The organism is Bradyrhizobium sp. Ses1, from assembly GCF_059512365.1.
This window is the reverse complement of the sequence record NZ_JCAMOQ010000056.1, coordinates 23,273-44,533: the sequence shown is the minus strand read 5'-3', so window position 1 is coordinate 44,533 and position 21,261 is coordinate 23,273. Positions and strand designations below refer to the sequence as shown.

The following is a 21,261-nucleotide window of genomic DNA, read 5'->3' as shown; positions in this document are numbered from 1 at the left end:
CTATGCCGCTTTCCTGATCTCGGCGGTCTGTTCCTTCAACGCCGCGATCAGGCCGGGACGGTCGAATTTGGCGACGTAATCATGGAAGCCCGCTTGCCGCCCGCGCTCGATCGCGGCCGGCGAGACCATCGCCGACAGCGCGATGATCGGAACGCCGCTCAAATGCTGATCGGAACGGATGCTCTCGGCGAACTCGAAGCCGTTCATCTCGGGCATCTCGATGTCGGTCAGCACCACGTCGAACGCCTGTCCCGAACGCAGTGCGGCCAGCCCTTCCTGAGCGTTCGGCGCGGTACGCACCTTGTAGCCGGCGGCCTTCAGGACCGGGGCCAGCATGTTGCGGAAGAACGCGCTGTCGTCGACCAGAAGCACCGATTGCGCGTTGGAGGACGGCCGCATCTCCTTGCGGCTGAACCAGTCGGAGAAGGCCATCGGCAGGAAGTGACCGACGTCAATCACTTCGGTCGCCTGGCCCTTGATCACGGCCGAGCCGAGAATGCCATCCTGCGAGCCCGCGACCTCGATGTGCAGCCGCTCCTCAACGATGTCGATGATCTCGTCGACCACGAGCCCCATCGAGCGGCCGTCGTCGGCGAACACCAGGATCGGCTGCGAGCCGGAGGTCTGCACATTGACATCAGCCATCTGCACCAGCGGCATCAACTGATCGCGGTACTGCACCATGTAGCGGCCGTTGGAGAGCTCGATCTTGTCGGTGGCGATCTCCTCCAGGCGCGTGACGAGGCCAAGCGGCACCGCCTTGGGCTGGCTGGTGCCGGCACGGAACACTAGGAGCGAGGTGAGCTGCTCGCCGCTGACATGGGCCGCAGCGCTGTCGTCCGCCATCTCATGGGCGGCCGAGCCGGCAGCACCGAGCGCCTTGGCGATGCCGTTGGGGTCGATGATCATGATGACAGCGCCATCGCCGAGGATGGTGTTGCCGGAGAACATGTCGATGTGACGCAGCTTGGTCGACATCGGCTTGACCACGATTTCCTCGGTGTGAAACACGCCGTCGACCACGATACCGAAAGTCTGGCTGCCGACCTGCGTCACCACGATGAAACCGTTCTCGGGATCGCTCGACGAACCGTCATCGATCCTGAGCAGCTTCTTCAGGTGCATCAGCGGCAAGAGCTTGTTGCGCAGGCGCAGCACGGCGGTGTCCTTGATGCGCTCGATGCGATGCTCGGAATTGGCCCGCGCGCGAACCAGTTCAACGACGGAGAGCTGGGGGATCGCAAAACGGTCGCCGCCTGCTTCGACGATCAGCGCGGACACGATGGCGAGCGTCAGCGGGATCTTGATGGTGACGGAGCAGCCCTCGCCTGCGACCGACTTGATGTCGATGGTGCCGCCGATCTGGTCGATATTGGTGCGCACCACGTCCATGCCGACGCCGCGGCCGGAAACAGAAGTGACTTGCGCAGCCGTCGAGAAGCCCGGCGCGAAGATGAACTTGTGGATCTGCGCTTCCGTCATCTTCTCCAGCTCAGCCTCGGTGACGAGGCCGTTGGCCAGAGCTTTCGCCTTGATCCGTTCGGTGTTGAGACCGCGGCCGTTGTCGGCGATGCAGATGATGATGTGGCCGCCCTCGTGATAGGCGGAGAGACGGATGGTGCCCTGCTCCGGCTTGCCGGCCGCCGCGCGCTCGGCCGTGGTCTCCAGACCATGGTCCGCGGAGTTGCGCACCATGTGCGTGAGGGGATCCTTGATCAGATCGAGCACCTGGCGGTCGAGCTCGGTGTCGGCGCCGTGCATCTCCAGTTCGATCTGCTTGCCGAGTTCGCCCGAGAGGTCGCGCACGATGCGCGGCAGCTTCTGCCAGGCGTTGCCGATCGGCTGCATGCGCGTCTTCATGACGCCCTCCTGCAGCTCGGCGGTGACGTTCGAGAGACGCTGCAACGGCACCTTGAACTCGGTGTCCTCGTTGCGGCGTGATATCTCCAGGAGCTGGTTGCGGGTCAGCACCAGCTCGGAGACCATGGTCATCAGGTGCTCCAGCGTATCCACGTTGACGCGGATCGACTGGTTGGCGACCTTGTCGGACTCGTGCATGTCTTCGGCGGCCGCCGTCTTCCTCGGTGCCTTCTTCTCCTTGGCAACCTCTGCGGCCGGCTCATGTGCGGCAGGCTTGGCTGCGGGCGCGGCAGCAGGCGGGGGCGGCGCCACTTCGGTGGCGGTTTCGCGGAACGCGCGCTCAAGCTCGTCGAGTGAGACTTCACCGGGACGCAGCGGACGCTCGAGCGTCTGTACCACCAGCGTGCCCTCCGTCGCCGCGGGTTGCAGCGGCGGCGCGGCCATGACAGGGGCCTCCGGCTCTGCGGCAGGTTCGGTACTGGCCTCGGCCGCCATCGATTCGAAACTGCGCTCGGCCATCTCGTGCAGCTTGACGATGAGGTCTTCGTCCGATCCTTCCGGCTCGGCCTCGGTTGCCTCCAGTCCTGCGAGGATCTCCTTGATGCGGTCGATGCTCGACAGGATCAGCGTCACCGCTTCCGCCGTGACCGGCATGCCGTCGCGGAATTTGCCCATCAAGGTCTCGCCGGCATGCGCCAGCGCTTCCAGTCGCGGAAGCCCCAGGAAGCCGCAGGTACCCTTGATGGTGTGCACCAGGCGAAAAATATTATCGAGAATCTTCGCGTTGTTCGGTTCTTGCTCGAACTTCACCAATTGATTGTCGACCGTGTCCAGGCTTTCGCTGGTCTCGGTCAGAAACTCTCGCATCAAATCGTCCATGAACCTGGCCTTCGTACGCAGCGGCACGCGACATCGACGCGCCTTACGGAACTTGGACCAGCTTCCATGCAAAGCGTTTAAGTTTGGTTGAGTATGTGGAAAAGAACGGGATCAACAAAGAGATAAGAAGAAAAGATCGAAATCAACGGCAAGTTGCAAACGATTGGTTAACGCTATGGCCGCTGTCGCGGCGCGCGGCGCATTCGCTTCGCGCCTCCGATCGCGCTCTACGTCGTTGTTAGCGCATGATCTCTTGGGCGGCCTGCGCGCCGTGAGATCATGCAGCAATTCGTCAGGACGCGCTGACCACCACAGTCTCGCCCTCGAGGGCGAGCTTGACGGTCAATCCGCAGGCCTGCGCCAACAGCCGCGTGTAATAGGGCTGCACCGCGTGGGCATCAACCGCCGCCGACGTGCTGCCGAGAATATCGACGATGTTCTGCGGCACGCGGGCGTTCAGCCCGGCCGAGGTGATGCGAAAGCTCATCGTCTCGCCCTCGCCGACCGGATCGATCGTCAGCGTGCCGCCGCGCGGAATCGTCTGCTGCGCGATCACGAGCATATTCAGGAGCAGCTTGACGCGATTCTTGGGCATGAGCAGCCGCGGCAGATTCCAGGTCAGCGTCACCTTGCCGTCCTCGATATGCCCCTTCGCCATGGCCTGCGCGTCGCCGAGATCGATCTGCGCGCCGGCCGACCCGGCGGCACCGAAGGCAAGCCGGCAGAACTGCAGGCGGGCAGATGCTGTCTTGGCGCTCTTGCGGATCAGATCGAGTGCAAAATCGCGGTCCTCGGGTTTCGGATTGTCGTCGATGACCTCAAGGCCATTGACGATCGCGCCGACAGGACTGATGAGATCGTGGCAGACGCGCGAGCACAACAGCGCCGCCAGTTCGAGGGCATCGGGAGCGGGACCGAGAGACGAAGTGCCAGACATGAAGTGTTCCTGGAATGCCGCGATACACGCGGACGGGAGCGAATCACGCATGCTTTTGGATTTGATACACTGGGGAAGCGCATGCTGCCAGCTTGCGGCGGAAGTGAGATGGGAACGGTAGTAGCCGATGAGAACCGCTTATGAATGAGGCATGCCCGCCCCGGATCGACGGCAATGCCGCGGCCGCGCTGATCGAACCACTGACGGAACTGGTGATGCGGGCTGGCGAGGCCATCCTCGCGGTCAATCGCAGCGCCATGAAGGTTGAGGGCAAGAGCGACGGCTCGCCGGTGACCGAGGCCGATCTCGCGGCAGACCGCATCGTTGCCGAGGGCTTGGCGCGGCTTGCGCCAAACGTGCCGTCGCTCTCCGAGGAGCGCACGCGTCTGGCGAGGCCGCCCTGTAGAGACAGCTTCTTCCTGGTCGATCCGCTCGACGGCACCAAGGAATTCGTCGCCGGCCGCAACGAGTTCACGGTCAACCTCGCCCTGGTGACCGAAGGGACGCCGCTGCTTGGCATCGTCGGGGCGCCAGCCCTGGGCGTGATCTGGCGCGGCATTGTCGGCCATGGCGCGGAGCGGTTGATCATTCGCGATGGCGCGCCACCAGTTGTCGAACCGATTCGTACCCGCCCTCACCCGCCGCGCGGAAACTCCTGGACCGTGGCGGTCAGCCGCTCCCATGGCGATGCGCGCACCGAGGCCTTCATCGCCCAGCGGAGCGGCGCGGTGCGGGCCGAACTCGGCTCCGCAGTGAAGTTCGGACGGGTGGCCGAAGGCAAGGTGGACATCTATCCCCGCCTTGCGCCGACCTGCGAATGGGACGTCGCGGCCGGCCATGCCGTGGTCACCGCCGCCGGCGGCAAGATCACGGATTCGCACGGAGCGGCACTGCATTTCGGCCTGCGGGACGACTTTATCGTGCCGGAATTCATTGCCTGGGGCGATCCCGCAGCCGCCCCTTAGAGGCGGGCAACTACTGCGCCAGCGTCTGCTCCAACTCCGGCCAGCGGGCGGTGGCATCTTTCAAAAAACGTTGGGGATCGGCGACAAAGGCGTCCCGATTGTCCTCCCGGCCGAACAGATAGAGCCGCTGCCCGGCGACCGCCCAAAATCGTGGATTGCCGGCATAGGTGACGCCGCGGCCGAGATCGACCGGGTCATAGCCGCCGAATTGCGGACCGTAGATTTCCGGATGAGCGACAAAGGAGGCGCGGTTGCCTTCATTGCGGAAGCGCCAGACCGCGCCTGCCTGCGCAGCCTCAAAGTCCGGCAAACCCTCAAGGGCAGCGGCATCGGTAAAATATGCCACTGGGTCGAATCCCTCGATGGCGAGGCCGGAATAGTGATTGACCACCACCCGCTCGGTCGTGGCAGCCCGGACTGCCGAATCATTGCCGATCAAAGCTAAAAGACCGACGGCGAAGATGAAAAAGGCTATTCCGGGGCGCCGGCGGTATATTTCCTGCCGTTGTACCGTCATAGTTGATATCGATAACATTGGAATCGAGGGGACACTGGGCGCAAGCTAGAGCCGACCTTGTTGGCGTCAGGTTAAGGCGGCGACCAGAATTTCGATCGCAGGGGTTCTTTATGAGTTTCGCATCACGCCTTGCCGCGGCAGCGCTCGCTGCGCTGATGTGCTGGATTGCGCCGGTTGCCGCCCAGCAGGCCCCGCCGCCGCAATACCCGCCGCCGCAGCGCGAGCCCGGTCCGAGCACCTATGGGCCAGACGAACTTGTTACCGCCGGCCACAAATTCTTCGGTAACGTCTCGCGCGGGCTTGCCTCCGTCATCGAACGCGCGGTCAGCCAATGGGGTTTGCCCAATGGCTACGTGCTCGGCGAAGAAGGCTCTGGCGCTTTCGTCGCCGGCCTGCGCTATGGGGAAGGCACGCTCTACACCAAGAATGCCGGCGATCTGCGGGTCTATTGGCAGGGGCCCTCGGTCGGCTTCGACTGGGGCGGCGATGGTGCCCGCACCATGACGCTGGTCTACAACCTGCCCTCCACGCAAGCGATCTACCAGCGCTTCGTCGGCATCGACGGCTCGGCTTACATCGTCGGCGGTTTCGGCATGACCGCGCTGACGGCCAACAACATCGTGCTGGTGCCGATCCGTTCCGGCATCGGGCTCAGGCTTGGTGCCAATGTCGGCTACCTGAAATACACCCCGCGCGCGACCTGGAACCCGTTCTGACCCCGCCGTTAACGCCTTGACGTGAATCCCTCACCACGGACGGGCATTTGGCTGGCATTTTGCCGGCCGCCCGTGGCATTGTGATTAACGAATTATTATCGCGGGAGTAACCCATTCATGGTCGAACCGATCATGTATCTGGCGATCGGTTTTCTGGTCTCGATGCTGTGCGGTCTGATGATCGTGCCGCTGGTGCATAACCGGGCGGTGCGGCTGACGACCCGGCGTATCGAGGCCGCAACCCCGCTGTCGATGGCCGAGATCCAGGCGGACAAGGACCAGTTGCGCGCGGAATTCGCGATGTCGGCGCGGCGGCTCGAAATGAGCGTCGAGCAGCTCAAGAGCAAGACCACGAGCCAGCTCGCCGAACTCGGCAAGAAGACCGACGCGATCAACCGCATGAAGATCGAGCTCGGCGAAAAGAACGCCGCGATCTTCGCGCTCGAGGCGCGCGAAAAGGCGATGAAGGATCAGGCCCGCGCCACCGAAGAGGAGTTCGCCGCCAAGGCCGAGCAGTTGCGCGCCGTCGAGCAGGCGCTGACGAACAAGCAGAGCGAGCTCGGCAAGATCAATGCCGACCTGAACGACCGCTCGATGGCGGCGGATAGCCGCCAGATCGAGCTGATCTCCGTCCGCACCCAGATCGAGGAATTGAAGGACCGGGTCAGCGACGCTGAAAGGGACTTCGCCGCCACCCAGGCCCGCCTGGCCGAGGAACGCAGCGCATCCGAAGCCGCGACCCGCGAGCTCGGGGAGGCGCGAAGCCGGGCCGAGAGTCTGAACCAGCGCGTCACCGACCTCGACCGTCAATTGAGCGTCAAGGTCAATGAAGCCCAGATCCTCGGCAACCGCGTCAACCAACTGGAGGGGCGGCTTGCGAGCCAGGGCAAGCTCTTGGCCGAACGGGAATTCGAGAACAACCAGCTCCGGCAGGCCAATGAGGCAGCCGAGCGCACCGTGAAGGAACTGCGCGCGGCGATGAATGGCGGCAAATCGCCGGCCCTTGAAAAGCTAAAAAGCGAGAAGGCCGCTCTGGAAGAACAGCTCCGCATCATCAGCGACGAGCGGTCAAAGCTGCAGCGCGACATCAACGCGATCCAGGAACAGGCGGAGAACTCCTGGGCGACCGAGCGCATGGAGAACGCGCTGCTGCGCGAGCGCATCAACGACATTGCCGCCGAAGTAGCAAAGCTGGCGATCCAGCTCGAAGGGCCGGATTCGCCGATCGAGGCCATGCTGGCCGCGGAGCCGGCGGTCCCGGCCAAGGGCGGACCGAAGGCGGGACCGAAAGCTGCCAATGGTGTGCCCGCCGCAAGCGGTCTGCCCGAAGGCGGCGGAACGCTCGCCGAACGCATCCGAGCGCTGCAATCCCACGCTTCCCGCGCCCGCCAGCAGGGGGCATAAAGCTCTTTCACGCTTTGGGGTCGGCTTTGGCTTGACACCCCGCCCCTGCCCTTCGTAAATCGCGGCTCCGGCCGAAAGGCCGTTTCCGGCTTCCGCGCCGAGATCCCGGACGCATAGCTCAGCGGGAGAGCGTTCCCTTCACACGGGAGAGGTCCAAGGTTCGATCCCTTGTGCGTCCACCATTAACCTTTTAAAAGTCAACGACTTAGCGGACTAGTTCCCTAACGATGTACCCCAAGAGAGCTCGGGTACAATAGGGGCACGTCGGTATGGCGCGGTTGCCCAGAATCGCTCCGCCACCATATGATTTGCCGGCAAAATCAATGCCTATTCCGACGAATATATAGTTCGAGCGGAGTTCAGCCGACGGGCAGTTCGGGAAAGATCTTGTCGAGCGTGATCGGAAAGTCGCGGACACGCACACCGGTAGCGTTATAGATCGCATTTGCGACTGCAGCTCCTGCCCCACAGTTGCCGAGCTCGCCGATGCCCTTGGCGCCAAGCGGATTGCCCTTGTCGTCCTCCTCGGGGAGGAAGACGGCTTCGACGCTTGGAATATCGGCATGCACGGGCACATGGTACTCGGCGAGATCGTGGTTGACGAAATGACCATGGCGAGGATCGAGTACGGTCTCTTCCATCAGCGCCGCCCCAACGCCCCAGATCATGCCGCCGATCATTTGCGAACGCGCCGTCTTCGGATTGAGGATGCGCCCGGCGGCGAAGACGCCAAGCATGCGCCGCAGCCGTGGTTCGCCCGTGTCGATATCGACCGCGACCTCGGCAAAATGCGCGCCGAACGCATGCTGGGAATAGGTGCGATAGGTTTCTCCGCGGGCCGCAGAACCCTCGGCCATTAATCCGTCCGGTGCGATCCGCTCCAGAAGACTGCCGAGGCTTTCCGAGCGTGAGCCGAGGTGGAGTTTGCCGCCCTCGAAACGAGCTTCCGAAATGTTCGCGCCATGCAAGGGTGAACGTTCATGCGATGCGGCTGCGGACGCGATCTGCTCCCGCAATATCAGACAGGCATTGTGAACCGCCGTGCTCGAACTCGATGCGCCCCACGAGCCGCCCGAACCGGCGGTGCGCGGTAGGCTGCTGTCGCCGAGTTCGACCTTGACGGCCGAGAGCGGTACGCCCAGCCGCTCGGCCGCGACTTGCGCCAGGATCGTATAGGTGCCGGTACCGATATCAGTCATGTCAGCCTGCACCGTGACCTGCCCCCGCGCATCGATGGCGACGCGTGCTGAGCCCGGTCCGAGATAATTGGCGCGGATTGCGGCTGCCATGCCATAGCCGATCAGCTTGCGGCCTTCCCGACGGCTGCCGGGCTTCACCGGGCGATCACGCCAGCCGAAGCGCTCGGCCCCGTCGCGCATGCACGCGATCAGGTTTCGGCTGGAGAAGGCCACGTTGCGCTCCGGATCGCGCTCCGGCTCGTTGCGGATGCGTAATTCGATCGGATCGAGGCCGAGCTGTTCGGCAAGTTCGTCCATTGCGCATTCGAGCGCGAGCAGGCCAGATGCTTCGCCGGGCGCCCGCATCCATTCACCACGATTGGTGTCGAGGCGTACGAGGCGGTGCGTCGTACGGCGGTTCGCCCCTGCATAGAGCGCGCGCGTCGGCACCGCGCTTTGCTCAGTGAACTCCTCGAACCGGGATGTCGAGGAGGTGACCTCATGTCCGATCGCGGTCAGGCGGCCATCGCGGTCCGCGCCGAGCCTGATCCGCTGTTTCATTGCCGGGCGATGGCCGGCATTGGCGAACATTTGCTGTCGCGTCAGAGCGACCTTGACCGGCCGGCCAAGAACGCGCGCGGCCAGTGCGGCGCAGACCGTCTCGGGATGAACGATCAACTTGGCACCGAAGCCGCCGCCGATGAAGGGGCTGATGACCCTGACATTCTGCGGCGAGATGCGCAGCGTATTGGCCAAGCCGGCCTGGATATTCGCCAGCGTCTGCGCCGAAGTATGGACGGTCAGTCGGTCCCCATCCCATTCGGCGATGGCCGCATGCGGCTCCATCGGATTATGGCTCTCGAACGGCGTCGCATAAACGGCGTCGAGCTTGACCGGCGCCTCTGCGAAAGCGCGGTCAAAGTCGCCAAGTATCGAGTCCGTGGGAAAGCCGGCATTGGTACGTTCGGGCCGGTAGATTTCGGCATTCGGCGCTGCGGCATCGAACGCGCCCGGTTCGCTCGCATAGCGCAGCCTGATCAGCCTCGCTGCCTCTCGCGCCTCCTCGAAGGTCTCGGCGACGACCAGCGCGACCGGCTCATCATGATAGCGGATGCGCTCGCTCGCCAGCACCGGCCGGGCCCGCGTGAACACCTCCGGCACAGTTGGCGTGACAGCCGGACCGAAGGCCGCTTGGCTCGGTGCGTTCCTGTGCGTCATCACCAGGATGACGCCGGGTGCGCGCTCGGCGTCGCCGGTATCGATTTCGAGGATACGTCCCTTGGCGATGCTCGCACCGAGGATGTAGCCAAAGGCCGCCGCTCGATCGAGCCTGTGCTCGTAGGCATAGCGTGCCCTCCCCGTGACCTTCAGCGCTCCGTCGATACGGTCCACGGGCTGGCCGATTGCCGTGGCAGCGCCGGGGCGCGATGTCGTCTGAACGATGTAGTCTTTAGCCATCGTCTTGTACCTCAAACGTCTTGGGCGGCTTCAGCGAGCGTCCGGCGCAGCGTGCGCCGCGCCAGCTCGATCTTGAAGGCGGCGTGGCCTTCGGCGCGCGCGCCGGAAAGAGCCGCATCGGCGGCCGCAGCGCAGGTCTCGTCGCCCGCGGCCCGCCCGGCAAGCGCACGCTCGCCTTCGGCAGAGTGCCAAGGCTTGGGTGCAACGCCGCCCATTGCGATGCGCGCGCTGCGGACGCGTCCGGCGGCGACGTCGACAATTGCCGCGACCGAGACCAGGGCGAAAGCGTAGGACGCGCGGTCGCGGACCTTGCGGTAGAGCTGCCGACCCGGCGGCGGTGGCGGCAAGATCACAGCGGTAACCATCTCGCCGGCGGCGAGCGTGGTCTCGATGTGCGGCGTCGTTCCCGGCAGGCGGTGCAGTTCGCCAAGCGGAAAGACGCGTGTGCGGCCGTCGGATTGTATCGTCTCGACGCGCGCATCGAGCGCGGTCATGGCCACCGCCATGTCCGATGGGTGGACCGCGATGCAGGCCTCGCTGGCGCCGAGGATCGCGTGAAGCCGGTTGAAGCCGCCGCGCGCGCTGCAGCCCGAGCCGGGGTCGCGCTTGTTGCACGGCATGCCGCGTTCATAGAAATACGGGCAGCGCGTACGTTGCAGCAGATTGCCGGCAGTGCTGGCCTTGTTGCGTAGCTGGGCGGAGGCACCCGAGAGCAGCGCCTGCGAAAGCAGCGGGTAGCGCCTTCTCACCCGGATGTCGGCCGCGAGATCGCTATTGGGAACCTGTGCCCCGATACGCAGGCCGCCTTCCGGCGTCTCCTCGATCAAGCGCAGTGGCAGGCGGTTAATATCGACGAGATGTATCGGCTGCTCGATCTCCAGCTTCATCAGGTCGATGAGATTGGTGCCGCCGGCGATGAATTTTGTACCGGGACGCGCGGCCACCGCGGCGGCCGCCTCGCGCAGGCCGGCTGCGCGTTCATAGGTGAACGGCTTCATCGTTCAGGTCCTCCCGGCGACATCGCGAATGGCCGCGACGATGTTGGGATAGGCGGCGCAACGGCAGAGATTGCCGCTCATGCGCTCGCGAATTTCCGCATCGCTCAGCGTGGTCTGCGCAACGAGATCGCCCGTGACATGGCTCGGCCAGCCGTCCCTGGCTTCGTTCAGCATGCCGACGGCCGAGCAGATCTGGCCCGGCGTGCAATAACCGCACTGGAAGCCGTCGCGCGCGATGAACGCGGCCTGCATCGGATGCAGCGCCTCGCCCTGCGCGAACCCTTCAACTGTCGTGATCTCGTCGCCTTGATGCATGATCGCAAGCGTCAAGCACGAGTTGATCCGCCTGCCGTTGATCAGGACCGTACAGGCGCCACACTGACCGTGGTCGCAGCCCTTTTTGGATCCGGTCAGACCAAGCTGATGGCGCAGCGCATCGAGCAGCGTGGTGCGCGGATCGAGTTCGACTGCAGTCGGGCTGGCGTTGATGATCAGACTTAAGGGGATTCTCTTCGTTCCGGCTGCAGGTTCGAGAAGACCGCTAGACTGAGCGAACGCCGGCGCGGCGTCAGCTATCCCAACAGTGAGCAGCGCCGTAGCTGCCGCGGCCCCCTGAATCACGGTCCTTCGTGTCGGCCCGTCATCGGTCGGGCGTCGGTCTCTGCAGTCGGCCATGTCGAGCTCGCTCCCTTGCGCACCCCGTGCGTGCTCAACGCAACATAGGTGCGCCGACTGGGGCGTTCTTTCACGATTCCGGCGCTCTTGCAGGATTCAGGAAAAAAAAGCTGTTGCCGGTAGGCTCGGGGCGTCATGCCTCGCTCGCGTTTAAATGCCGTGGTGAAATGGCTCTGGCTGGAGAAGCCTAGTGTGGCCGCGATCAGCGCAAGTTCGTGGTCGGAATCCGCAAGAAGCTGCTCGGCGCGGCGAATCCGCCGCGCAATCACAAAGGCATAGGGAGCCATTCCGATCGCCGTCCTGAAGCGGCGCGCGAAGGAATCAATCTCCATGTCTGCGATCGCCGCGAGATCGCTCAGCCTGATCTCCCCGTTGAGGTGCTCCTCGACATACTCCTCAATCCTGCGGAGCGTCGCCTTGCCGAGCGCGCCATGTGCACTTGGACGGGGTTTGCCACCGTCGATCGCCATGACCCGATGCATCGCAATGGCGGCGAGATGCTCGACATAAGCAGTGTCCGGCTTGCCGCCGAATGCAACGTCGTTATGCAGCGCCGTCAGCAGCGCAGCGACAACCGCATCGGCGCGATTGACCAATATTGGTAACGTCTCCGCCGAACGCTCGCATCCGAGCCGAGCGTGATCGAGCCAAAGGGCGGAGTAGACGAGATCCGACTCGCAATAACTGCCGGAGCGCTCGACACCTGCGGGGATGAAGGAGAGCGCGCCCGGCCTGTCCCGGCCATCATAGACGAGTTCGCCGGAGCACGAAATCCGCGTTCGCGCGGTGTTGCCTGTATGGGTCAGCACGATCAGATGCGAGGGCGCTGTCCAGGTTAGCTCGGCTTCCCGGCAGGACCAGCGGCGATGGTCGAACACGATTGCACCATCAAGCCATGAGCATGTATCCGGTGGCCCCGATCGGGTCTCATCTGTGACGCGGAGTTCCCCCTCTCCGATCATCGGGGTCAAAGCCATGGCATGTACCTTTCCTTGATCAACTCAATTCGCTTGGCCTCATCGAAACGGCCGAAGTGAATTCGGGCACTTCCGCATACGAACTTGAGATCTCGCTCGGAAGTCAAACGGTCGTCCTCCGTCACGAGGCGTGAAATGGCTGTGCTATTTGCGCCATACGTCAGATCGAGGGGCGTCGTTGAGGTAGACGCATTGCGCAACACGAAGACGAGCAGCCAACTTATCCGAAATGCGGATCTGCAAGAAATCGGTCCCTTCCGTGTGGGGTAGTCTTCATCGCTCTCGGCTGAGGAGCCCCTCGAGCTTTCGGGAACTACCCTGCCAGAAACAACATCGATCGCAACGCACATGCAGCGCTCCTGCCTTGTCGAACGTGCGCACGATGGGATCTGGTTGTCGCAGAACTTTGCCGACCATTACCGGCAATTGTCGCGATCTGTCTCAGGAACGCTGCACTGCATAGTTCGCGACAAGTTGGAGCCGTGCTTCTGTCCGCTCCTCTTCAATCACCTTGCTTTCAATCCGGCTTTGCGGAACTGCATCAAGTCCTGAGCCATACGACTTTGCGACAAAGTGGCTCACCGGGGACCGGATTCTGCGACTGCTTGTACTTAAAACGGGTTCAACCCTACACGACCGATACATTCTGTTACACTTTTCCGGTGGGTTGGGCGCTGGACTTCGGTATGATGTGGAACGGAGCAACTGGATGGACTCGGCACCGCACATCGCCGTCGTGGATGATCATCGCGACATCCGCGATCTGGTCGGCAAATACTTGATGCAACATGGCTACCGCATCAGCCTTGCGGAGAGCGCCGCCGCACTTCGCCGTCTGCTCGAACGAAGTGCTTTTGACCTGGTGGTTCTCGACGTCATGATGCCGGGCGAGGACGGATTGTCTCTCTGCCGCCATCTCCGCAGCACCACGGAGCTCCCCGTCATCCTGTTGACTGCCATGGTGGAGCAGACCGATCGGATCGTCGGCCTCGAAATGGGCGCCGATGACTACGTATGCAAGCCGTTCAATCCCCGCGAACTCCTCGCCCGTATCAAAGCGGTGCTTCGCCGAGTCCAAAGCCTGCCGCCGCAGAAAGGCCGGCTCGCGACCAAGGTCGTACGTTTCGATCGATGGACTTTTGACGTCAGCCGGCGCGAGTTGGTTGGACACGATGGCGTTGCTGTCCCGCTCAGCACGGCAGAGTTTCGGCTCCTCTGCGCCTTTCTCGATCATCCCGGCCTGGTGCTCAGCCGCAATCAGCTCCTCGACCTGACGGTCGGCCGAGATGCCGATCCGTTCGATCGGAGCATTGACAATCAGGTCAGTCGTTTGCGGAAGAAGATCGAGGCCGACCCGAAAGTACCAGCGTTGATCAAGACTCACTGGGGTGGTGGATACAGCCTCGTTGCGCAGGTCGAGCAGCCATGATGAGCTTATGGAAGCGCAGCCTGGCGGCCCGTTTCATCTGCTTCACGCTGCTGTCGCTGATGCTGTCGCAAGCGGTTGTGTTCTTCATTTCCTGGGATGAGCACGGGCAGACGATCCGGAAGGCCGCCAAGGGCGAGATATTCAGCCGGTGCGCCTCGCTTGCCCGGGTCTTGGAGGCGACGCCTCCAGCGCTTCAGTCGGATATCCTGAACGCCAGCAACACCAGTTCAGCGAGATATTGGATATCGACCAACGGCCTGAAGGATGCCCCGGCCTGGCGAGAGGAGGCGTGGGAGCGTTTGGCACAGCCATTGCCACGCGTAACCTTTCCCGGCCACCGTGCGCCCCTCGAGGTGCGACCGGATTTCGTCCGAAATTCGGCCAGTAGTAGCAGCGCCACCTCCTCGCAATGGATCGATCTAAAGCCGGAAGCCTGGCCACTGTCCCGGCCAGCGAAGTTTCTCTATCTCGATGACGCCACCGGCATGGGTTTGGCCGTGCAGTTGGCAGGCGGCGCATGGCTGAACACTGCATTTGCCAAACCCGCGCAAGACGGCTTCTGGACTTCCCAATCCACCGTAACGCTCGGCCTGTCGGCGTTGTTGTTGTCGATCATTGCCGTATTCGCCGCGCGCGGCATCGCGCAACCATTGCGTCGCCTGGCCGAGGCGGCCGAAGCCCTTGGCCGCGGTCAGGAGATCGTACCGCTGCCGGAGACCGGCCCCGACGATATCCGGCGTACGGCCGAGGCATTCAATCGCATGCAGGCGCGCCTGCATCGTTTCGTCGACGATCGAACCAGAATGCTGGCCGCCATCGGCCATGATCTGCGCACACCTCTGACCTCACTCCGTTTGCGTGCAGAGTTCGTGCCCGATCAGGAAGTGCGGGAGAAAATGCTCTCCACGATTACGGAGATCCAGACGATGACGGAGGCAACCCTCGCATTCGCCCGCGAGGAGGCGACCGCAGAAGCCACGCGTACGGTGGATCTCTCAGCTCTCGTGGAAAGTCTTTGCGACGATCTCGCCGAGCTCGGCTACGATGTTTCGTTCTCGGAGGGGACGAAGATCAGCTATAGCTGCCGACCAGACGCGCTGCGCCGCGCGTGCCGCAACCTCGTCGAAAATGCCATCCGTTATGGCGAGCGGGCGCGGGTCAGCGTGGAGAGGCGAGCAGACAGCATCGAAATCATCGTCTCCGATGATGGCCCCGGTATTCCGGACAGCGCCAAGGAGCAGGTCTTTACGCCTTTCTTTCGGATGGAAAATTCGCGGAATCGCGAAACTGGAGGCGTCGGTCTTGGTCTTTCTATTGCGCGGACCATCGTGCGCCACCATGGCGGAGATATCACATTGATCAACCAGCAGAAGGGACTGCGCGCGGCCATCAGCCTGCCACCGCTGGATAGCGGAGCTCCTCCCAACAGCGGACCTCCTCCCATCGGGGTCCGGGTCGCGGCCGCAGGAGTGAAGGACAATATCAACGCTCTCGAACCGGCAACCCGCACCGTGAGCGTCTACCTCAAGTAAAATCCAAGCATTCCGCCCGCGTCAAAAGAATTGCTGGAGGCGCGCGAACAAAATCCGCGCGAGGCGATGCCGCCCGAGCCTCAAGTGCACAGGGATTTCAGCTCCGGCGGCGGGGCGCCCTTCCCCTCAAGCATCCCCAGCGCTAGCGCCGCCTCCACCCGCACGCTCGGATCCTGATCGTCCGCTAGCTGTCGGAGCGGCAGAATGGCTTGTTCGATCCCCGGGAAGGCCGGACCGAGGCGTCCGAGGTGCCAGGCCGCCAGGCTGCGGACGAAGGCAAGCTCATTGCCCAACTCCGCGATGAGGACGATGACCGGCGCTCCCCCCGGCGGCTCCACCCGGGCGAGTGCCGCCGCCGCCCAGACGCGCACGAACCCAACCGGGTCCTGGAGGGCCGCAGCGAGGTCGGACACAGCCTCGGTTGCCGCGGGGCCGATCTCGCCCAGGGCATATGCGCCGAGGCGGCGCCGGAGCGGATCGGTGCTCGAAAGCTCCCTCACCCACTCTGGGACGGAAGTCCCTATGTAAGCGACCTGCGCGCTCATGGCCCGTCCCTACTCAAGGACCCACGCCGAGCCGGCGGTCCAGGTTGAACGCGGCGCTTATCAACCCGATGTGAGTGAATGCCTGCGGGAAGTTGCCCAGCGCTTCGCCACACGGACCCGTCTCCTCGGCGTACAGGCCGAGGTGGTTGGCGTAGGTCAGCATCTTCTCGAAGATGAAGCGGGCTTCCTCGGCGCGGCCCGCCCGGGCCAGCGCTTCCACCAGCCAGAACGTACACATATTGAACGTCCCCTCGCTCCCGGTCAGACCGTCGCCGGCTCCTCTGCCGATCTCGTAGCGGTGCACCAGGCTGTCGGAGACCAGCTCCGCCATGGTCCGATCCAGCGTCCCACGCATGCGGGGGTCGGTCGGCGACAGGAAGAAGACGAGCGGCATGATCAGGTTGGATGCATCCACCGCGTTGGTGCCGAAGTGCTGCACGAAGGTCTGCCGCTCGGTGTCCCAGCCGCGCGTCATGATGGCCTCGTAGATGCGGTCGCGCTCCACGGCCAGGTGGGTGCGGTCCAGCGGCAGGCTCCGCTTCTGCGCAAGGCGGATCGCTCGGTCCAGCGCCACCCAGCACTGCACCTTGGAGTACACGAACTGCTGCCGCCCGCCACGCACCTCCCAGATGCCATCGTCGGCTCGCTCCCAGTTGTTCGCCACCCAGTCCAGCATCTTGCGCAGGTGGCACCAGAAGTCATAGGCGATCGGCGTCCCATACTTGTCGTACAGGTAGACGGCGTCCATCAGCTCGCCGTAGATGTCGAGCTGTAGCTGGCCGACAGCGGCATTGCCGACTCGCACCGGGCGTGAGCCGCGGTAGCCGTCGAGGTGATCGAGGACCTCCTCGGGCAGCTCGTGTCCGCCGTCGATGCGATACATCGTCTGCAACGGCTCGCCCCGGGCGCCCTCGACGGCCCGCTGCTCCAACCAGGCCATGAACTGCTCTGCCTCCGACGTCAGCCCCAGGCGCAGGAAAGCGTAGTTGGTGAAAGCGGCGTCGCGCACCCACGTATAGCGATAGTCCCAGTTGCGCACCCCACCGATCTCTTCCGGCAGCCCGCAGGTCGGCGCCGCCACGATCGCGCCGGTCGGCGCGAACGTCAACAGCTTCAACACCAGCGCCGAGCGGTTGACCATCTCGCGCCAGCGACCTGAATAGTTGCACTTCCTCAGCCACTGCCGCCAAAAGGCCAAGGTCTGCGTCAGCGCCTCCGTGCCGACCAGCCGCGCCTCGAGCAGGACGCCGTCATGAACGGTGTCGTGGCCGTTCTCCTCCACCTGGCGGAGGATGAACGTGGTCGTCTCGCCGGGGTTGAGGACGAACTCGGCAGCGACGCCGTCGCCCTGCCGACCAAGCGGGAAGCGGCTGACCAGCGAGACTTTCATGCCTTGCGCCTCGAAGATCGCTCCCCGGCCTTCCAGGACGACCTGGTGGGGCCGGCGGGCAAAGTCGAAAGCCGGCCGGCAGTCGAGCCGGAAGCGGACCGACCCGCGCACCGCCCGCACGACCCGGACGATCTGGTGGATCTTTCTGGTCTCGCGCGAGCCTTGGACCGGCATGAAATCCACGACCTCACCGACGCCCTGGTCGCTAAGAAAGCGCGTCACCAGGACGTTGCTGTCAGGCATGTACATCTGTTTGTGCTGCGCCTCGTAGAGACTGGCGATGCGGAATGAGCCCCCTTTCTGGTCGTCGAGGATCGCCGCGAAGACGCTCGGCGAGTCAAAGTGCGGCAGGCAGCACCAGTCGATGGAGCCGTCGATGCCGACCAGGGCAACCGTGTGCAGGTCGCCGATGACGCCGTAGGACTCGATTGGCTTGTAGCCCATGATCTCGTCTCCTCCGCTCGCTCGACGCGGCAACGCCAAAATACTCGGAGGCGTTCCGCCGGCCGTGCCTTGCGTTGATTCGATGCGCATCGCACAGCGTTCTACGCTGAACGTGGAAATTCCAGCCGTGCACCGAAGGGCCTCCTTTGGACGGCTCCTGGAGCGCCTCGCAGGACCTCAAAGCGCGTCTCATCGCCATCGCGCCAGAAACGGATGTCGAATAACCCTGTACCGAGACGCAGATCGAGTACAGTCAGATCGGGCAACCATTGCGGCAGAGATGGATCAACGTACAGCTTTCCCTTCGGAGCGTCCGGCGCGAACCCAAGTATCGCCTGCAGAAACGCGAAGACCGACCCCGCTGCCCAGGCCTGTGGGATGTTGGCGCCAAGATATTGAACGGGAAAGCTTCTTCGATCACGCTCGATCGTCGTATAGAGCTCTGGCAACTGATTGGACAGGAAGTGGCTTCCAGCATCGCTGATATCGCGTGCGACCCTTGCGGCCTCTGCGTGGAATCCATATCGTTTAAAGCCGAGAGCGATAACGGCATTGTCGTGGGGCCAGACCGACCCGGTTTGGTAATTATATGGGTTGAACGCTGGGTTCGAGGCCGACAGCGTGCGGATGCCCCAACCGCTCCACATGTCCGATGCCATGAGACGTTGCACGACCTTTCCGGCGCGTTCCTGCGGAACGATGCCTGACCACAAGCAATGGCCGGCATTGGAGGCAACCGTAAGAACCTTTTTCTTTTCGCCATCCAGCGCCAGGGCGTAGAAACCCAACTCCTCATCCCAGAAGGTCTCGTTGAACCGTTTGAAAAGCGCTGCGGCTTTGCTGCGCAGATCCGCGGCACGGCGTGTCTTGCCGAGTTCATCGAACACTTCCGCCATGCGCAGCCAGGCGTCATAGACATAGCCCTGCAACTCGCAGAGCGCCTTCGGTCCCTTGACGAGCGACCCGTCAGGATGAACCACACTGTCTCCGGAATCCTTCCAGCCCATATTCTCGTAGCCGACCGGAGAGCGGGTCTGATACTCCTGGAATCCATCGCCGTCGCTATCACCGTGCTTGTCTATCCAGGACAGGCATCCCTCCGCGGTCTCAAGATGCTGATCCAACAGCGCCTTGTCGCCCGTTGCCCGCCAGGCCGCATGCAGCGTGATGAGATAGAGCGGCGTCGCATCGGCCGTGCCGTAATATGGCGTGTGCGGAATCAGTTTGAAATGAGCGAGTTCTCCGTAGCGGATTTCATGCAGGATCTTTCCCGGCTCAGCGTCGCGGTAATCGTCCGGTTCCTTCGCCTGGAGCGCGCCCAGGATGTCGAGCGTTCCACGGGCGAAATCTGGATAGATCAGCATGTTCTGTAGCGACACGATCAAGCTGTCCCGGCCAAACGGAGCCACAAACCACGGCAAGCCGGCGGCAGGCAGGAACACCATGTGATCGGTGCCGGCGATCGGTAGCCGAAGCGCCGCCATGTCCTCCAGCGCCTGGCGATAAAGGCGGTAGAACTCCTCGTTACTGCAGCGGATCTGCAGTACCGATTGCAGCCAGTCCGAGAGCGCCTCGGCGTGGCGGGTTCGTTCATGGTTGTGCACACATGCGTCCGGTGCAGCGAAGTGTCGGTCGCCATCCTCCAACGCATAGAGCAAGCAGCAATGCCAGGCTTCGCCCGCCTCGAGGCTGATTTCGAAGCTCAGCCGGCCATTAGCGTACTCGATTTCGCTCTGGCGATGTACAGGAGCAACGGTTACCGCGCGGACGAAATCGCTGTTGCGATAGCATGTGCGAAGTTCCCGCTTCGCCGACGACCATGTCGTGGTGATCCGCCCGCGGCGCACAATATCGCCCGACTTCACCTCGAAAATGTCGGCGAAATCCGACCGTATCGCGATCTCGAGCTGGAAGCGTACCTGCTTCGTGCCGTGATTTGTAATGTCCAGATCTTCGTGCATCCCGCCATTGATATAGCGGCTGATCACAAAACCGAGCGTGCGCGGCGGGATCAAGCCGTCGGCGGTAGGAATCCTGGTGTTCGTAAGATAAATTCGGGACGCATAGTGGGTGATGGAACCTCCATTGAGAAGATCCCAAGGTTCACCATTTGCGTAGACGGCCCAGCTGCTGATTACTCTTGTATCAAAGAAATAAAGTCCCTTTTCGGTTGGCCAGTTGATTTGTCCGTCTGGTTCGCTGACCAGCACTGTTTGCCCCTGATGGATCGAGATTTGATGTGGACCAACCTGAACCTTAAATGGCATAGGATGCTCGCGAATTCAGCCGCTTGGTGCCGCGATCACAACAATGGCAACAACAACAACCAGATGAGGCTGCAAGCTTCTCCCATAAGGCGGAAGCATTGTTAAGGCAGAAGCATTACGCGTTTCGGTCTCATCTGCCAGCCGGATTTCGGTTTCCGACAAGAACGAACGATGCCTTGTCTCCCCTCTGGCTCGGTGGGGATCTTATGTCCGCGCACGCGCTGGCTCAAAGAACTCAAGTCGCAATCGCAAATGCCTAATAGCGAATAGGTCAGCGCTTCAGACCTACATCCCTTTAGTGGCGAACTGTCGTAACACTGGACGGCTGGTCGTTGCTTCTCCGAAGAAGTCGCGCTACCACTTGGTGGGTGCGGACGCGCCTTGATACGGCGTTGACGATAGAGATGCCCTAGTACGAGTGTTCTTTCCGCCGCACGCGCCGGGAGGACGAAGCTGAAGGGGCGAGACCATGAGCGCCGTCCTTCCGATCATTTGCCTTGCAAGGCATGGCGAGACCGCCTGGAGCCTCTCAGGCCAGCATACCGGCCTCACAGATTTGCCTCTCACCGAGCGCGGCGAACTCAATGCGCAGAGTTTGGGCTCGCGGTTGCAGGGTTTCACTTTCGCAAAAGTGTTCACGAGCCCCCTGAAGCGAGCGGTCCGGACGTCTGAGTTGGCTGGCTTCGGCGTCGAAGCGAAACCCGACCGCGATCTAGTGGAATGGAATTACGGCCAATACGAGGGGCGTCGCACAAAGGAGATCCACGAAGAGCGTCCCGGCTGGCAATTGTTTCGCGACGGCTGTCCGGGAGGAGAAACACCCAATCAAGTCGGCGCCCGGGCCGACCGCATCGTGGAGCGCGTTCGCAACGTCCCTGGGAACGTGTTATTGTTCTCGAGCGGACATTTTCTCCGAGTTTTGGCGGCACGCTGGTTAGGTCTCGATGCGGAGGCCGGACGATTCTTCACGCTCGACACTGCAAGCCTAAGCATACTTGGGTACGAACACGATCAGTCAGAACCAGTGATCCGGCTGTGGAATGACACCAGACACGTCGAGGGTCGATTCGCACCAGCCTTCGCGCGTTGA

The 21,261-nt window shown here is 62.9% G+C and carries 16 protein-coding genes and 1 tRNA gene; 7 read left to right on the top strand and 10 right to left on the bottom strand.

What is annotated here, in order from left to right:
• The gene (locus AC5ZG5_RS38545) at positions 1 to 2,739 is read right to left on the bottom strand and encodes a hybrid sensor histidine kinase/response regulator (protein ID WP_456642774.1); all 2,739 of its coding nucleotides are present in this window, start codon (positions 2,737 to 2,739) and stop codon (positions 1 to 3) included.
• 292 nt (positions 2,740 to 3,031) lie between these two features.
• Positions 3,032 to 3,676 carry a histidine phosphotransferase ChpT gene (chpT, locus tag AC5ZG5_RS38540; protein ID WP_028165517.1) on the bottom strand — a complete coding sequence of 215 codons (645 nt, stop codon included), beginning with the start codon at positions 3,674 to 3,676 and terminating at the stop codon, positions 3,032 to 3,034.
• Between the two features lie 140 nt (positions 3,677 to 3,816).
• Here chpT and cysQ point away from each other — a divergent pair, with 140 nt between their 5' ends.
• A complete protein-coding gene (cysQ, locus tag AC5ZG5_RS38535) occupies positions 3,817 to 4,641 on the top strand; it encodes a 3'(2'),5'-bisphosphate nucleotidase CysQ (RefSeq protein WP_456642775.1) in 825 nt (274 codons plus the stop codon).
• Between the two features lie 10 nt (positions 4,642 to 4,651).
• Here cysQ and AC5ZG5_RS38530 read toward each other — a convergent pair whose 3' ends face one another.
• Complete coding sequence (locus AC5ZG5_RS38530; protein ID WP_028165515.1) at positions 4,652 to 5,158, bottom strand: YHS domain-containing (seleno)protein; 507 nt, start codon at positions 5,156 to 5,158, stop codon at positions 4,652 to 4,654.
• Between the two features lie 110 nt (positions 5,159 to 5,268).
• Between AC5ZG5_RS38530 and AC5ZG5_RS38525 the strand changes: the two genes are divergently transcribed.
• The 3 genes from AC5ZG5_RS38525 to AC5ZG5_RS38515 all read left to right on the top strand — a co-directional run bounded on the left by AC5ZG5_RS38525 (position 5,269) and on the right by AC5ZG5_RS38515 (position 7,460).
• The gene (locus AC5ZG5_RS38525) at positions 5,269 to 5,874 is read left to right on the top strand and encodes a DUF1134 domain-containing protein (protein WP_028165514.1); all 606 of its coding nucleotides are present in this window, start codon (positions 5,269 to 5,271) and stop codon (positions 5,872 to 5,874) included.
• A 117-nt stretch (positions 5,875 to 5,991) separates the two neighbouring features.
• Positions 5,992 to 7,278 carry a coiled-coil domain-containing protein gene (locus AC5ZG5_RS38520; RefSeq protein WP_456642776.1) on the top strand — a complete coding sequence of 429 codons (1,287 nt, stop codon included), beginning with the start codon at positions 5,992 to 5,994 and terminating at the stop codon, positions 7,276 to 7,278.
• 107 nt (positions 7,279 to 7,385) lie between these two features.
• Positions 7,386 to 7,460: transfer RNA gene (locus AC5ZG5_RS38515), tRNA-Val, on the top strand.
• Positions 7,461 to 7,637: 177 nt separating this feature from the next.
• Here the strand turns inward: AC5ZG5_RS38515 and AC5ZG5_RS38510 are convergent.
• The 4 genes from AC5ZG5_RS38510 to AC5ZG5_RS38495 are packed head-to-tail and all read right to left on the bottom strand — an operon-like array spanning position 7,638 to position 12,465.
• Complete coding sequence (locus AC5ZG5_RS38510) at positions 7,638 to 9,914, bottom strand: molybdopterin cofactor-binding domain-containing protein (protein WP_456642777.1); 2,277 nt, start codon at positions 9,912 to 9,914, stop codon at positions 7,638 to 7,640.
• Positions 9,915 to 9,925: 11 nt separating this feature from the next.
• Complete coding sequence (locus tag AC5ZG5_RS38505) at positions 9,926 to 10,912, bottom strand: FAD binding domain-containing protein (RefSeq protein WP_456642778.1); 987 nt, start codon at positions 10,910 to 10,912, stop codon at positions 9,926 to 9,928.
• Between the two features lie 3 nt (positions 10,913 to 10,915).
• Entirely contained in the window at positions 10,916 to 11,587 is a 672-nt protein-coding gene (locus tag AC5ZG5_RS38500; protein WP_456642779.1) for a 2Fe-2S iron-sulfur cluster-binding protein, read from the bottom strand.
• Positions 11,530 to 12,465 carry a helix-turn-helix domain-containing protein gene (locus AC5ZG5_RS38495; protein WP_456642780.1) on the bottom strand — a complete coding sequence of 312 codons (936 nt, stop codon included), beginning with the start codon at positions 12,463 to 12,465 and terminating at the stop codon, positions 11,530 to 11,532. The genes AC5ZG5_RS38500 and AC5ZG5_RS38495 overlap by 58 nt, the downstream gene beginning before the upstream one ends.
• Before the next feature lie 808 nt (positions 12,466 to 13,273).
• Here AC5ZG5_RS38495 and AC5ZG5_RS38490 point away from each other — a divergent pair.
• Together AC5ZG5_RS38490 and AC5ZG5_RS38485 are read left to right on the top strand one after the other, a co-directional pair.
• Positions 13,274 to 13,993 carry a response regulator gene (locus AC5ZG5_RS38490; RefSeq protein WP_456642799.1) on the top strand — a complete coding sequence of 240 codons (720 nt, stop codon included), beginning with the start codon at positions 13,274 to 13,276 and terminating at the stop codon, positions 13,991 to 13,993.
• A complete protein-coding gene (locus AC5ZG5_RS38485; RefSeq protein WP_456642781.1) occupies positions 13,990 to 15,525 on the top strand; it encodes a sensor histidine kinase in 1,536 nt (511 codons plus the stop codon). Before AC5ZG5_RS38490 ends, AC5ZG5_RS38485 begins: the two co-directional genes overlap by 4 nt.
• 80 nt (positions 15,526 to 15,605) lie before the next feature.
• Here the strand turns inward: AC5ZG5_RS38485 and AC5ZG5_RS38480 are convergent, their stop codons facing one another.
• The 3 genes from AC5ZG5_RS38480 to AC5ZG5_RS38470 all read right to left on the bottom strand — a co-directional run bounded on the left by AC5ZG5_RS38480 (position 15,606) and on the right by AC5ZG5_RS38470 (position 20,171).
• Positions 15,606 to 16,070: a HEAT repeat domain-containing protein gene (locus AC5ZG5_RS38480; protein ID WP_456642782.1), complete on the bottom strand. Its 465-nt coding sequence runs from the start codon at positions 16,068 to 16,070 to the stop codon at positions 15,606 to 15,608.
• Between the two features lie 13 nt (positions 16,071 to 16,083).
• Entirely contained in the window at positions 16,084 to 17,904 is a 1,821-nt protein-coding gene (locus tag AC5ZG5_RS38475) for a glycoside hydrolase family 15 protein (protein WP_456642783.1), read from the bottom strand.
• A gap of 101 nt (positions 17,905 to 18,005) precedes the next feature.
• Entirely contained in the window at positions 18,006 to 20,171 is a 2,166-nt protein-coding gene (locus AC5ZG5_RS38470) for an amylo-alpha-1,6-glucosidase (protein ID WP_456642784.1), read from the bottom strand.
• A gap of 469 nt (positions 20,172 to 20,640) precedes the next feature.
• On the opposite strand from AC5ZG5_RS38470, the gene AC5ZG5_RS38465 reads away from it, so the two are divergent.
• The gene (locus tag AC5ZG5_RS38465) at positions 20,641 to 21,261 is read left to right on the top strand and encodes a histidine phosphatase family protein (protein ID WP_456642785.1); all 621 of its coding nucleotides are present in this window, start codon (positions 20,641 to 20,643) and stop codon (positions 21,259 to 21,261) included.

What these genes read in the sequence shown, in the direction of transcription:
- AC5ZG5_RS38475 (WP_456642783.1), bottom strand. Translation starts at nt 17,904, where the DNA reads ATGGGCTACAAGCCAATCGAGTCCTACGGCGTCATCGGCGACCTGCAC.
- AC5ZG5_RS38510 (WP_456642777.1), bottom strand. Translation starts at nt 9,914, where the DNA reads ATGGCTAAAGACTACATCGTTCAGACGACATCGCGCCCCGGCGCTGCC.
- AC5ZG5_RS38520 (WP_456642776.1), top strand. Translation starts at nt 5,992, where the DNA reads ATGGTCGAACCGATCATGTATCTGGCGATCGGTTTTCTGGTCTCGATG.
- AC5ZG5_RS38465 (WP_456642785.1), top strand. Translation starts at nt 20,641, where the DNA reads ATGAGCGCCGTCCTTCCGATCATTTGCCTTGCAAGGCATGGCGAGACC.
- AC5ZG5_RS38530 (WP_028165515.1), bottom strand. Translation starts at nt 5,158, where the DNA reads ATGACGGTACAACGGCAGGAAATATACCGCCGGCGCCCCGGAATAGCC.
- AC5ZG5_RS38470 (WP_456642784.1), bottom strand. Translation starts at nt 20,171, where the DNA reads ATGCCATTTAAGGTTCAGGTTGGTCCACATCAAATCTCGATCCATCAG.
- AC5ZG5_RS38505 (WP_456642778.1), bottom strand. Translation starts at nt 10,912, where the DNA reads ATGAAGCCGTTCACCTATGAACGCGCAGCCGGCCTGCGCGAGGCGGCC.
- AC5ZG5_RS38480 (WP_456642782.1), bottom strand. Translation starts at nt 16,070, where the DNA reads ATGAGCGCGCAGGTCGCTTACATAGGGACTTCCGTCCCAGAGTGGGTG.
- cysQ (WP_456642775.1), top strand. Translation starts at nt 3,817, where the DNA reads ATGAATGAGGCATGCCCGCCCCGGATCGACGGCAATGCCGCGGCCGCG.
- AC5ZG5_RS38485 (WP_456642781.1), top strand. Translation starts at nt 13,990, where the DNA reads ATGATGAGCTTATGGAAGCGCAGCCTGGCGGCCCGTTTCATCTGCTTC.
- chpT (WP_028165517.1), bottom strand. Translation starts at nt 3,676, where the DNA reads ATGTCTGGCACTTCGTCTCTCGGTCCCGCTCCCGATGCCCTCGAACTG.
- AC5ZG5_RS38525 (WP_028165514.1), top strand. Translation starts at nt 5,269, where the DNA reads ATGAGTTTCGCATCACGCCTTGCCGCGGCAGCGCTCGCTGCGCTGATG.
- AC5ZG5_RS38545 (WP_456642774.1), bottom strand. Translation starts at nt 2,739, where the DNA reads ATGGACGATTTGATGCGAGAGTTTCTGACCGAGACCAGCGAAAGCCTG.
- AC5ZG5_RS38500 (WP_456642779.1), bottom strand. Translation starts at nt 11,587, where the DNA reads ATGGCCGACTGCAGAGACCGACGCCCGACCGATGACGGGCCGACACGA.
- AC5ZG5_RS38490 (WP_456642799.1), top strand. Translation starts at nt 13,274, where the DNA reads ATGGACTCGGCACCGCACATCGCCGTCGTGGATGATCATCGCGACATC.